The following is a 13,004-nucleotide window of genomic DNA, read 5'->3' as shown; positions in this document are numbered from 1 at the left end:
GGCCCCGCGAAAGCCGAAGATGCGGGATCATTTCTGGCATGACCGAGGTGTCCTCGCTCACAGGGCGGCTGCTCGTGGCCGCACCCGCCCTGGCGGACCCGAATTTCGACCGCGCGGTGGTGCTGCTCCTCGACCACGACGAGGAGGGCTCGCTCGGCGTGGTCCTGAACCGCCCGACCCCGGTCGGGGTCGCCGACATCCTGGCGTCCTGGGCCGGTCTGACCGGTGAACCCGATGTGGTCTTCCAGGGCGGCCCGGTCTCCCTCGACTCCGCGCTCGGGGTGGCGGTGATCCCCGGGGACGAGGGCCCTCTCGGCTGGCGCCGGGTGTACGGGGCGATCGGCCTGGTGGACCTGGAGGCGCCGCCCGAGCTGCTGGCCGCGGCCCTCGGCTCGCTGCGGATCTTCGCCGGTTACGCCGGCTGGGGGCCCGGACAGCTGGAGGCGGAACTCTCCGAGGGTGCCTGGTACGTCGTGGAGTCGGAGCCGGGGGACGTCTCGTCGCCGCGCCCGGAGGGCCTCTGGAGGGCCGTCCTGCGCCGTCAGCGCAGCGAACTGGCCATGGTCGCCACGTACCCGGACGACCCTTCGCTGAACTGATCCCCCGGGCTTTCAGTACGCTTGGCGGTTATGAGCACTCTTGAGCCCGATCGCGGGGCAGGTACGGGAACCCTCGTGGAGCCGACGCCACAGGTGTCGAACGGCGACGGCGACCACGAGCGCTACGCCCATTACGTCCAGAAGGACAAGATCATGGCGAGTGCCCTGGAGGGCACTCCCGTGGTGGCGCTGTGCGGCAAGGTCTGGGTGCCGGGGCGCGACCCGAAGAAGTACCCGGTGTGTCCCATGTGCAAGGAGATCTACGAGTCCATGGGCGCCGGCGGCGACAAGGACAAGGGCAAGGGCGGCAAGGACAAGAAGTAGTCCGCAGCAGCAGAACCGACCTGTCCGGGAGAACCCCCGGGGCACGCAGCCGCGTGCCCCGGGGGTTCTTCGCCGTTCCGGGCCCGCGGCGTTGCACGGGCTGCTTCCGCGGGTCACAGAGTGGTTGAGACCACTTGTCGGCGACTTCGTCTGGACCTACCCTCCTGCAAGTTGTGCAGAACGAAACGCGCGTTGCATATGTTGCAACGCTTACCGGTAGGGGTCCCGGATGAAGCTTTCTGCCCGAATCGCCGCCCCGGCTGCGGCGCTTGTGCTGGCGGGTCTCACCGTCACCGCCTGCGCGCCGCAGACCTCCGACACCGGCGCCAAGGGGGACGAGAAGACCGGAACGCTGCGTGTCTGGCTGTTCCAGGAGGTGGCCAACAAGCCCAAGGAGAAGGTCGTCGACGCCGCGGTCGCGGACTTCGGGAAGGCCCACAAGGGCGCGAAGGTCGAGATCGAGTACATCCCCGTCGAGACCCGCGCCCAGCGCGTCAAGGCCGCGTTCAACGACCCCAAGAGCGCGCCCGACCTGATCGAGTACGGCAACACCGACACCGCCGGCTACGTGAAGGACGGCGGACTGGCCGATGTCAGCGCCGAGTTCGGTGCCTGGGCGGACGCCGAGGACACCGACCCGACCGCCAAGCAGTCCGTGACCGTGGACGGCAAGGTCTACGGGGCCCCGCTCTTCGTCGGCGTCAGGGCGCTGTACTACCGCACCGACGTCTTCGAGGACCTGGGCATCGAGGCGCCCAAGTCCCAGGCGGAACTGATCTCCACCGCGAAGAAGATCCACCGCGAGAAGCCCGGCCTGTACGGACTCGCCGTCGGCGGCGCGTACACCTACGGCGCGATGCCGTTCATCTGGGCCAACGGCGGCGAACTGGCCGACGGGAGCGGAGCCTCGTACAAGGCGGCCATCAACAGCGCGAAGGCCCGCAAGGGCATCGCCGCCTACACCTCGCTCTTCGGCGACGCCAACTGCCCGGCCGCCAAGTGCGCCGCCATGGGCGGCAACGCGACCGTCACCGCCTTCGCCTCCGGCAAGGCCGCCATGGCCATCGGCGGCGACTTCAGCCACGCCGCCGTCGAGGCCGGCACGGTGAAGGGCAAGTACGCGGTCGTGCCGCTGCCGGGCGTGGCCGAGAACTCCGTCGCCCCGGCGTTCGCGGGCGGCAACAACATCGGCGTACTGAAGAGCAGCGGGCACCGCACCCTCGCCGTCGACCTGATGAAGTCGCTGACCGGCAAGGAGACCCAGGCGAAGATGTTCGACGCGATGGGCTTCCTGCCCACGTACACGGACGTGCTGGCCGCGGCCGCGAAGAAGGAGCCGTTCGTCGAACCGTTCGTCAGGACACTCGGTGCGGGCGCCAAGTTCGTCCCGGCTTCGCCCGCCTGGGGCCAGATCGACTCCTCGCTGATCCTGCCGACGATGTTCCAGGAGATCGTCAGCGGCCGTAAGGGCGTGGCCGCAGCCTCGGACGACGCCGCGAAGAAGATGGACGCCGCGTTCGCCGACGCGGGCTGACGATGACGGCGAACAGCACGGCGTACAAGACGCCCCGCGCACCCGGAGCGGGCAGCGGCGCCCCCCGCCCGCTCCGGAGCCGCCCCCCGGCCTCCCCGGCCCGGCGGTCCGGCTGGACCCCCTGGCTCTACCTGCTGCCCGCGCTCGTCCTCCTCGGCGGGCTGCTGGTCTACCCGATCTACCAGCTCGGCCTGATCTCCTTCCTGGAGTACACCCAGGCCCAGGTGAGCGGCGGTGAGCCGGCCACCTTCCAGGGGTTCGGCAACTACGCGACGCTCTTCCACGACAGCCAGTTCTGGCAGGTGCTGCTGGCCACCGTGGTCTTCGCGGCGCTCTGCGTGCTGGCCACCCTGCTCGTCGGCTGCGCGCTGGCCGTCCTGCTGACCCGGGTGCGGGCCGTGCCGCGGCTCGCGCTGATGATGGCCGCGCTCGGCGCCTGGGCGACCCCCGCGATCACCGGGTCGACCGTCTGGGTCTTCCTCTTCGACGCCGACTTCGGGCCGGTCAACCGGGTGCTGGGGCTCGGCGACTTCTCCTGGACGTACGGGCGCTACAGCGCCTTCGCGCTGGTGCTCCTGGAAGTCCTGTGGTGCTCGTTCCCGTTCGTGATGGTCACCGTGTACGCGGGCATCCGGGCGATCCCCACCGAGGTGCTGGAGGCGGCGGCGCTGGACGGGGCCTCGCAGTGGCGGATCTGGCGGTCGGTCATGGCGCCGATGCTGCGGCCGATCCTGATCGTCGTCACCATCCAGTCGATCATCTGGGACTTCAAGGTCTTCACCCAGATCTACGTCATGACCAACGGCGGCGGCATCGCCGGCCAGAACCTGGTGCTCAACGTGTACGCGTACCAGAAGGCGTTCGCGTCCTCGCAGTACAGCCTCGGCTCGGCGATCGGCGTCGTGATGCTGGTCATCCTGCTGGCGGTCACGCTGGTCTATCTGCGCCTGGTGAGGCGCCAGGGGGAGGAACTGTGAGCCTGCCGTCCCTGTCGCGCGTCCGCCGGCCCGGCCGGCTCGCCGCCGAGGCCGCGGCCCTGCTGATCGCCGCCGCCGTGGCCTTCCCGCTGTACTGGATGGTGCTCTCGGCCCTCAAGCCGGCCGGCGAGATCCAGTCCGCGCACCCCAGGCCGTGGACGCTCTCGCCGTCCCTGGACTCCTTCCGCCGGGTCTTCCAGCAGCAGGACTTCGGGCGCTACTTCCTCAACAGCCTGCTCGTCGCCGGCACGGTCGTCATCGTCTCCGCACTGATCGCCTTCCTGGCGGCGACGGCGGTGACCCGGTTCAGATTCCGCTTCCGCACCACACTGCTGATCATGTTCCTGGTCGCGCAGATGGTGCCGGTCGAGGCGCTGACGATCCCGCTGTTCTTCCTGATGCGGGACTTCGGCCAGCTGAACACACTCGGCTCGCTGATCCTGCCGCACCTCGCCTTCTCGCTGCCGTTCGCGATCTGGATGCTGCGCGGCTTCGTCAAGGCCGTCCCGGACGCACTGGAGGAGGCGGCGTACATCGACGGGGCGAGCCGGGCCCGCTTCCTGTGGCAGATCCTCTTCCCGCTGGTCTTCCCCGGGCTCGTGGCGACCAGCGTCTTCTCGTTCATCTCGACCTGGAACGACTTCCTTTTCGCGAAGTCGTTCATCATCAGCGACACCTCCCAGTCGACGCTTCCGATGGCGCTGCTGGTCTTCTTCAAACCCGACGAGAACGACTGGGGCGGGATCATGGCAGCCTCGACGGTGATGACCGTTCCCGTGCTGGTCTTCTTCGTACTCGTACAGCGACGCCTGGTCTCGGGACTGGGCGGAGCGGTTAAGGACTGACGTGGTCAATCTGATCCCGGCGCCCCTGAGCGCCGAATACCTCACCGATGCGGCCGGCTTCGTTCTGGATCAGGACACCGTGATCGACGCGCCGTCGGGCACCGAGGGGGTCGCGCGCCTGCTGCGTGCCACCCTGGGCGCCGCGACCGGGCTGCCGCTCGCACCGGGCCGGGGCGAGGCCGGGCGGGCGATCCGGCTGCGGCTCGACCCCGGGGCAGCGGACGAACAGGGGCCCGAGGGCTACCTGCTCGCCGTGGACGCCGACGCCGTCACCCTGCGGGCCGCGGCCCCGGCCGGGCTGCACCGGGGCATCCAGACGCTGCGCCAGCTGCTCGGCCCGGAGGCCTACCGGCAGGCGCCGGTGAACCCTGACCGGGTCTGGACCGTACCGAGCTGCACCGTCCGGGACCGCCCGCGCTTCCCCTGGCGCGGCATGATGCTCGACGTGTCACGGCACTTCATGCCCAAGACCGACGTCCTGCGCTACCTCGACCTCCTCGCCGCCCACAAGCTGAACGTCTTCCACTTCCACCTCACCGACGACCAGGGCTGGCGCATCGAGATCAAGCGCTACCCGCGCCTGACCGAGGCCGGCTCCTGGCGCTCGCGCACGAAGCACGGCCACCGGGCCTCCGAACTCTGGGACGACACCCCGCACGGGGGTTTCTACACGCAGGACGACATCCGCGAGATCGTGGCGTACGCCGCCGCCCGGCACATCCGTGTCGTCCCCGAGATCGACATTCCGGGCCACTCGCAGGCGACCATCACCGCCTACCCGGAACTCGGCAACACCGACGTCATCGACACCACCGCCCTCTCCGTCTGGGACGACTGGGGCGTCGCCCCGAACGTACTCGCCCCCACCGAGACCACCCTGCGCTTCTTCGAGGGCGTCTTCGAGGAGGTCCTCGAACTCTTCCCCGCCGCCACCTCGCCGTTCATCCACGTCGGCGGCGACGAGTGCCCCAAGGACCAGTGGAAGCAGTCGCCGACGGCCCAGGCGCGCATCAAGGAGCTCGGGCTGGCCGACGAGGACGAGCTGCAGTCCTGGTTCATCCGGCACTTCGACAGCTGGCTCACCGCACGGGGCCGCCGCCTCATCGGCTGGGACGAGATCCTGGAGGGCGGGCTCGCCGAGGGGGCGGCCGTCTCCTCGTGGCGCGGCTACGCGGGCGGCATCGCCGCCGCCGAGGCCGGGCACGACGTCGTGATGTGCCCGGAGCAGCAGGTCTATCTGGACCACCGTCAGGACGGCGGCCCCGACGAGCCGATGCCGATCGGCTACGTCCGCACCCTGGAGGACGTGTACCGGTTCGAACCCGTTCCGCCGGGCCTCTCCGAGGAGGCGTCCCGGCACATCCTCGGCACCCAGGCCAACGTCTGGACCGAGGTCATGCAGAACCGGGCCCGCGTCGACTACCAGGTCTTCCCGCGCCTCGCCGCCTTCGCCGAGGTCGCCTGGTCGGCCCTGCCCGCCTCCGATGACCGGGACTTCGCCGGCTTCGAGCGGCGGATGGCCACGCACTACGCGCGACTTGACGCGCTCGGCGTCGACTACCGGCCGCCGGGCGGTCCGCTGCCCTGGCAGCGGCGGCCCGGCATCCTGGGACGCCCGATCGAGGGAGCGCCCCCGCGCGTGTGAGCCCGCGCGAAGGGGGCGCTTCCCGCTGCCGCGGCAGCGGGAAGCGCCCCCTTCGCGCTGTTCCGGGACCGCTTCCTGCCCGTCCTCCCGCGCGCTCCCGTGGCTCTGCCGTGGCTCTCCCTCGGCACGGAGCAAGTCGTACAAGCTCGCTGAATAGTGGCAATTCGCACTCCACGCCGAAGAGGTGCGAATCGGGATCATCTCCCTGGCCGGGGACGGATACTCCCTTCGCGGACCCTCGCGTCGGGCCGGTCCGAAGATGTGCCAGAGTTGCCACGTCCAGGCTTTGAGCACGTACCGTACGGCGAAACAGACGGGACAGCCGGGACACCGGGAAGGGGCAGCTGGGTTGACCACGCAAGCACCGCAGGCGACGCAGTCCGTCACGCTGCCGGCCTCGCTGGACGAGGCCGTCGCGGCACTCGGCGCCATGCCGGCCGCCGTCCCCGTGGCAGGCGGCACGGACCTGATGTCGGCTGTCAACAAGGGCCTCCTGCGCCCCTCCGGGCTGGTCGGCCTCGGCCGGATCAGCGAACTCCGGGGCTGGCACTACCAGGACGGCCACGCCCTGCTCGGCGCCGGACTCACCCACGCCCGCATGGGGCGCCCCGACTTCGCCGCCCTCATTCCGGCCCTGGCCGCCTCCGCGCGCGCCGCGGGCCCGCCCCAGATCCGCAACGCCGGAACGCTCGGCGGCAACATCGCCACCGCCGCCCCGACCGGCGACGCCCTGCCGGTGCTCGCCGCGCTGGAGGCCGAGCTGGTCATCGCGGGCCCCGGCGGCGCCCGCCGCGAGATCCCGGTCTCGCACCTGCTGGCAGGCCGCGAGATGCTGGAGCCCGCCGAACTGATCGGGTTCGTCCGCGTTCCGCTGCTGCACGCCCCGCAGGTCTTCCTCAAGGCGACCGGACGCACCGGCCCCGGCCGTGCCACCGCCTCCGTCGCGATCGTCCTGGACCCGGCCCGGCGCGGAGTGCGCTGCGCGGTCGGCGCCATCGCGCCGATGCCGCTGCGGCCGCTGGAGGCCGAACGCTGGATCGCCTCACTCATCGACTGGGACGGCGAACGGGGCCTGGCGCCCGACGCGCTGGCCGCCTTCGGCGAGTACGTCGCCGCCGCCTGCATCCCGGACGAGCCACCGCCCGCCGACGGGGGAGAGGCGCCACCGCTGTCCCCCGCCGTACTGCACCTGCGGCGCACCGTCGCCGCGCTGGCCCGACGCGCACTGGGGAGGGCACTGTCGTGAGCAACGAGGACCACACCGAACAGCACGGGGGATGGGAGCCGACCCCCCAGAGCGGCGAGTACGACGCCGAGGCGACCGCCTTCGTCCACCTGCCGCCGGAGGACCTGGCGAACATCCCGCTGGCCGCGCCCGGTCAGGGCTACGTGCCGCCGATGATCCTTCCGCTGACCCCGGCCGCCGGAACCGACCCGGCAGCCACCGGCAGCTGGGCCGTCCGGACACCGGACCAGCAGGACGTGCCGGACCGCCGCACGGCGGCGGACCAGCCGGCTCCCGAGGCGGTGCACTGGCCGGACCCGAACCAGCAGCAGACGCCGTACGGATACCCGCAGCCCCCGCACCAGCAGCAGGCCCCGCATCAGCCGCAGGCGCCCGGGGAGCAGTATCCGGACCGGTACCGCGACAACCGGGCCGACACCGGCCAGTGGAACTTCGCCGAGTCCGCCGAGTCCGCCGAGCCGGCTGGGCACACCGGTCAGTGGCAGATCCCGGTCGCCGACGGCGATCTCCCGGAGGAGTCCGGCGAGTTCTCGGCCTCCGCGCTGGCCGCCGGCTGGTACGCGGACCGGCCCCCGCCGGCCACCCTGCCCGGCGGCGCGCCCGCGCCCTGGGCGACACAGGTGCCGGAGCCCGCGGCCGGGGACGACACCCCGCCGCAGGGGACGGACCTCGCAACACCGGACGCGCCGGACGACACCGCGGACGGAGCCGGGAACGCCGACGCTCCGCCCCCGGAGCCGACCACCGGCACGCACGGGGCCGGACACGACACCGGACACGAAGTCCCGCCGGAGGCAGCCCTCCAGGACGCGCCGCCCCCCGGCACGGAGCCCCCCGGCACGGAGCCCCCCGGCACCGTCGAACCGGTCGCCGAACCGGTCGTCGAAGCGGCACTTGACACCGGGACGGCACCGGACGCCGAGGTCACGGACGTCGAGACGGCACCGGAAACCGGGGCCACGGAAGCCGACGCCATAGACCCCGACGCCATAGACGCCGAGGCCACGGACCCCGACCTCGACCCCGACGCCGCCCCCGCCGCCCCGCTCGACCTGCCCAGCGAACACCCCTCCGCCTCGTACCTGCTGCATGTGAACGGCGCCGACCGCCCCGTCACCGACGCCTGGATCGGCGAGTCGCTGCTCTACGTGCTGCGCGAGCGCCTCGGCCTCGCCGGGGCCAAGGACGGCTGCTCGCAGGGTGAGTGCGGTGCCTGCAACGTCCAGGTGGACGGCCGTCTCGTCGCCTCCTGCCTGGTCCCCGCGGCCACCGCGGCGGGCAGCGAGGTCCGTACCGTCGAAGGTCTGGCCGTCGACGGCGAGCCGTCCGACGTACAGCGGGCGCTGGCCGACTGCGGCGCCGTGCAGTGCGGCTTCTGCATCCCCGGAATGGCGATGACCGTCCACGACCTGCTGGAGGGCAACCACGCTCCCAGCGAGCTGGAGACCCGCCAGGCGCTCTGCGGCAACCTCTGCCGCTGTTCCGGCTACCGAGGCGTGCTCGACGCCGTGAACGAGGTCATCGCGGGCCGCGAGGCCGCCTCCGAGGCGGCCTCGGCACCCGCGACGGAATCCGCTGAACAGGACGAGGCCCGCATCCCGCACCAGGCGGCCCCCGGCGCGGGTAGTGTGCAGGCCCATCTGCAGGACGGAGGCATGGCGTGAGCAACGACGCAGCCACCGCGGCCGGCGCGACCCACACGGCGATCAGCATTCCTTCACTGGACGGCCCCGACGGGCCCGGAACCGAGCAGCCGCTGCTCGGCCTGGGCGCCTCGCTGCCGCCGGCCGACGCCCGCGCCAAGACCGAGGGCACCTTCCCCTACGCCGCCGACCTGTGGGCCGAGGGACTGCTCTGGGCGGCCGTGCTCCGCTCTCCGCACCCTCATGCCCGCATCCTGTCGATCGACACCTCGGCCGCGGTCGAGATGCCGGGCGTACGCGCGGTCGTCACCCACGAGGACGTCCCCGGCGAGGGCGCGTACGGACGCCGCGTCGTGGACCGCCCCGTCTTCGCCTCCGAACTGGTCCGCCACCACGGCGAGCCGATCGCCGCGGTCGCCGCCGACCACCCCGACACGGCCCGGCTGGCCGCCGCCGCCATCGCCGTCGAGTACGAGGTGCTGGAACCGGTCACCGACCCGGAGAAGGCCTTCGCCGCCGAACCGCTGCACCCCGACGGCAACCTGATCCGCCACATCCCGCTGCGCTACGGCGACCCGGAGGTCGTTGGCGAGGTCATCGTCGAGGGCCTGTACCGCATCGGCCGCCAGGACCCGGCGCCGATCGGTGCCGAGGCCGGGCTCGCCGTGCCCCGCCCCGACGGCGGCGTCGAGATCTACACCGCCTCCACCGACCCGCACGCCGACCGCGACCTCGCCGCCGCCTGCTTCGGCCTGGAGCCGGACCGGGTGAAGGTCGTCGTCACCGGAGTCCCCGGCGCGACCGGCGACCGCGAAGACCCCGGATTCCAGCTCCCACTGGGCCTGCTCGCCCTGCGCACCGGCTGCCCGGTCAAACTGGCCGCCACCCGCGAGGAGTCCTTCCTCGGCCACGCGCACCGCCACCCGACCCTGCTCCGCTACCGCCACCACGCGGACGCCGAGGGCCGGCTGGTGAAGGTCGAGGCGCAGATCCTCCTCGACGCGGGCGCGTACGCCGACGCCTCGTCCGAGTCGCTGGCCGCCGCCGTCGCGTTCGCCTGCGGGCCCTACGTCGTCCCGCACGCCTTCATCGAGGGCTGGGCCGTCCGTACGAACAACCCGCCGTCCGGCCACGTCCGGGGCGAGGGCGCGATGCAGGTCTGTGCCGCGTACGAGGGCCAGATGGACAAGCTGGCCGCCAAGCTCTCCATCGACCCGGCCGAGCTGCGGCTGCGCAACGTCCTGTCCACCGGCGACATCCTGCCCACCGGACAGACCGTGACCTGCCCCGCCCCCGTCGCCGAACTCCTGGGTTCGGTACGGGACTTCCCGCTCCCCTCGCTCCCCAAGGACTCCCCGGAGGACGACTGGCTGCTGCCCGGCGGCCCGGAGGGCGCGGGCGAGCCCGGCGCGGTGCGGCGCGGGGTCGGATACGCGCTCGGCATGGTCCACATGCTCGGCGCCGAGGGCGCCGACGAGGTCTCCACGGCCACGGTCCGGGTCCACGACGGGGTCGCCACCGTCATCTGCGCCGCGGTCGAGACGGGCCAGGGCTTCTCGACGCTGGCCCGCCAGGTCGTCCAGGAGACCCTGGGCATCGAGGAGGTCCACGTGGCCTCCGTCGACACCGACCAGCCCCCGGCGGGCCCGGCCACGCACGGCCGTCACACCTGGGTCTCCGCCGGAGCGGTCGAACGCGCCGCGAAGATGGTCCGCACCCAGCTGCTCCAGCCGCTGGCCCACAAGTTCGGCATGTCCACCGAGCTGCTCCAGATCGCCGACGGCAAGATCACCTCGTACGACGGGGTGCTGTCCACGACCGTCACCGAGGCGATGGACGGCAAGGAGCTCTGGGCCACCGCCCAGTGCCGCCCGCACCCCACCGAGCCGCTCGACGAGTCCGGGCAGGGCGACGCCTTCGTGGGCCTCGCGTTCTGTGCGATCCGCGCGGTGGTGGACGTCGACATCGAGCTCGGCTCGGTCCGTGTCGTGGAGATGGCCGTCGCCCAGGACGTCGGCCGGGTCCTCAACCCGTCCCAGCTGGCGACCCGGATCGAGGCGGGTGTCACCCAGGGCATCGGCACCGCCCTGACGGAGAACCTCCGCACCGCACGCGGTCTGATCCGCCACCCCGACCTGACCGGTTACGCCCTGCCGACCTCCCTCGACGCGCCGGACATCCGCATCGTCCGACTCGTCGAGGAACGCGACGTTGTGGCCCCCTTCGGCGCCAAGCCGGCTTCCGCGGCCCCCGTGGTGACGTCCCCGGCCGCCGTGGCCGCCGCGGTCCGCGCGGCCACCGGCCGCCCCATCAACCGGCTCCCGATCCGGCCCCAGGCAGCGGTCGCGGCAGCCAGGTCCTGATCCGGTCCCCCGTGCGTGACGGGGGACATGGCGGGCCGCGGGGACGTGCGGCGAGTATGGGCCGATGCACCTCTCCGCGACGGACCGCCCCGAACCCGGCCCCACGCTCGCGCAGCTCCTCGCGCTGATCGCCGCCGGGACGCTCGACGTGGTCGTGGCACCCCGCGGCACCGGCGTACCCGTGTCCGACGTGGTGCTGCACGACCCGGGCGAGGAGCGGGACGAGGAGGTCTGGGCGGCCACCGGGCTGGTGCTGCTCGCCGTCGGTGTGGAAGTCGCCTCGTCCGAGGCGGTCGACGTGCTGCGCGCCGCGGACCGGGCCGGCGCGGTGGCCGTGGTGATGCGGCGCGGCGTCCGGGGGCCGGGGGCGGCGCTGCTGGAGGCGGCGGAGCGGGGGCGTACGGCGTTGCTGACCCGGCGGCCCGGACAGGGCTGGACCGAGGTGCTCGGCGGGCTGCGGACCGCGTTGGTGCACAGCGTCGCGGACGGGGCCGGGGGCGCGGGCGGTGTCGACGGGCTGCGGCTGGGAGATCTGTCGGGCCTGGCCAACACCGTGGCGGACCTGGTCGGCGGCGCGATCACGATCGAGGACCCGCAGTCGCGGGTGCTGGCGTACTCGCGCATGGACCACGAGCCCGATCCGATGCGCCGCCTCACCATCCTCGGCCAGGAGGTACCGCGCTGGCGGGTCGTCGAACTGCGGGAGAGCGGCTTCTTCCAGACCCTGTGGAACACCGACGACGTAGTGCGGCGCCCCGCCGACGACCGGTACGCCGAACGGCTGGCCGTCGCGGTGCGGCACGGATCCGAAGTGCTCGGCTCGATCTGGGCCGCCGCCGACGGGCGTCCGCTGGCCGAGGACGCGGTGGCGGCGCTGCGGACGGCGGGCCGCGCGGCGGTCCCGCATCTGTCGCACCACCGGACGTGGGGCCGGGCCGCCACCCGGGCGCGCGAGGGGGCGGTGCACGCGCTCCTGGCGGGCAGCACCCAGGCGGCGCACGACGTCGGGATCGTACGGGGCCGGCCGTACGCCGTGATGGTGGCGGAGGTGTACGAAGGCCGGGAGCCCGCGCCCGGGGACGTCGTGCAACGGGTGCTCGACGTCCTCGCGCTGCAGGCCGCCGCCTACCGCCCGGGGTGTGTGACCGCACGGTCGGGACAGCGGCTGTACACCCTGGTGCCGGCCGCGGACGGCGAGACGGACCCCGCCCGCACACTGCTGGCGACGGCCCGTTCGGTACCCCGTGGCGTGGTCTTCGCCGGTGCCGGGCCCGTGGTGACGGACCTGGCGCACCTGCCCGCCTCCCGTGAGGCGGCGGAGCTGGTGGTACGGGTGCTGGCGGAGCGGGCCGCGCGGCTGCCCGCGGCCGGGGCCGGTTCGGAAGTGGCCTCGTACGCGGAGGTGGCGGCCGAGGCCGCGGTGCTGCGACTGCTCGACCGGGTGGAGCCGCTGTGGGAGACGCTGTCGGGGCCGGTGCACGCGATGCTGGAGCACGACCGGGCGCACGGCGCGCGGTACGGCGAATCGGTCGCCGGGTACCTCGACGCCTTCGGCGACACGGCCGCCGCCGCGCGTCGCCTCAACGTGCACCCCAACACCCTGAGGTACCGGCTGCGCCGGGCCCGGGAGCTGTTCGGCGTGGACCTGGCCGACCCGGCCGTGCGGCTCCTGGCGGACGTCGGGCTGCGGCTGGGCCGCCGCGACGGCTGAGGACGCCGGGCCCGATGACGTATTTCATGATCATTAAGTTGTTGGGCCGGACAGGCGATCCGGCCGGTCCTGGTCGTGAACGACGAAGACATGCCGGGCTCCGCGCACCGAAGCTGG

The 13,004-nt window shown here is 72.8% G+C and carries 10 protein-coding genes; all 10 read left to right on the top strand.

Annotation, left to right across the window (positions count from 1 at the left end):
- Positions 1-38: 38 nt before the first annotated feature.
- Positions 39-599, top strand: coding sequence for a YqgE/AlgH family protein (locus tag AB0I52_RS17600; protein ID WP_363073483.1), 561 nt, complete (start codon positions 39-41; stop codon positions 597-599).
- 30 nt (positions 600-629) lie between these two features.
- Positions 630-923, top strand: a complete 294-nt coding sequence (locus AB0I52_RS17595; RefSeq protein WP_073723799.1) for a DUF3039 domain-containing protein — start codon at positions 630-632, stop codon at positions 921-923.
- Positions 924-1,152: 229 nt separating this feature from the next.
- Positions 1,153-2,457, top strand: coding sequence for an extracellular solute-binding protein (locus AB0I52_RS17590; RefSeq protein WP_363073481.1), 1,305 nt, complete (start codon positions 1,153-1,155; stop codon positions 2,455-2,457).
- Positions 2,458-2,459: 2 nt separating this feature from the next.
- Positions 2,460-3,434, top strand: a complete 975-nt coding sequence (locus AB0I52_RS17585; protein ID WP_363073479.1) for a sugar ABC transporter permease — start codon at positions 2,460-2,462, stop codon at positions 3,432-3,434.
- A complete protein-coding gene (locus AB0I52_RS17580) occupies positions 3,431-4,279 on the top strand; it encodes a carbohydrate ABC transporter permease (RefSeq protein ID WP_362961337.1) in 849 nt (282 codons plus the stop codon). The genes AB0I52_RS17585 and AB0I52_RS17580 overlap by 4 nt, the downstream gene beginning before the upstream one ends.
- Before the next feature lies 1 nt (position 4,280).
- The gene (locus AB0I52_RS17575; RefSeq protein WP_363073477.1) at positions 4,281-5,924 is read left to right on the top strand and encodes a beta-N-acetylhexosaminidase; all 1,644 of its coding nucleotides are present in this window, start codon (positions 4,281-4,283) and stop codon (positions 5,922-5,924) included.
- Positions 5,925-6,273: 349 nt separating this feature from the next.
- Positions 6,274-7,170 carry an FAD binding domain-containing protein gene (locus tag AB0I52_RS17570; RefSeq protein WP_073738181.1) on the top strand — a complete coding sequence of 299 codons (897 nt, stop codon included), beginning with the start codon at positions 6,274-6,276 and terminating at the stop codon, positions 7,168-7,170.
- Positions 7,167-8,834 (top strand): 2Fe-2S iron-sulfur cluster-binding protein, encoded by a 1,668-nt coding sequence (locus tag AB0I52_RS17565; protein ID WP_363073475.1) that lies wholly within the window; start codon positions 7,167-7,169, stop codon positions 8,832-8,834. The genes AB0I52_RS17570 and AB0I52_RS17565 overlap by 4 nt, the downstream gene beginning before the upstream one ends.
- Entirely contained in the window at positions 8,831-11,176 is a 2,346-nt protein-coding gene (locus AB0I52_RS17560) for a molybdopterin cofactor-binding domain-containing protein (RefSeq protein WP_363073473.1), read from the top strand. Before AB0I52_RS17565 ends, AB0I52_RS17560 begins: the two co-directional genes overlap by 4 nt.
- Positions 11,177-11,240: 64 nt before the next feature.
- A complete protein-coding gene (locus AB0I52_RS17555) occupies positions 11,241-12,887 on the top strand; it encodes a helix-turn-helix domain-containing protein (RefSeq protein WP_363073471.1) in 1,647 nt (548 codons plus the stop codon).
- Positions 12,888-13,004: the final 117 nt, after the last annotated feature.

It is taken from the genome of Streptomyces sp. NPDC050423 (genome assembly GCF_040655445.1).
Lineage (GTDB): Bacteria > Actinomycetota > Actinomycetes > Streptomycetales > Streptomycetaceae > Streptomyces.
Note: the sequence above shows the minus strand (reverse complement) of the source record. Positions and strands in the feature narration are given on the sequence as shown.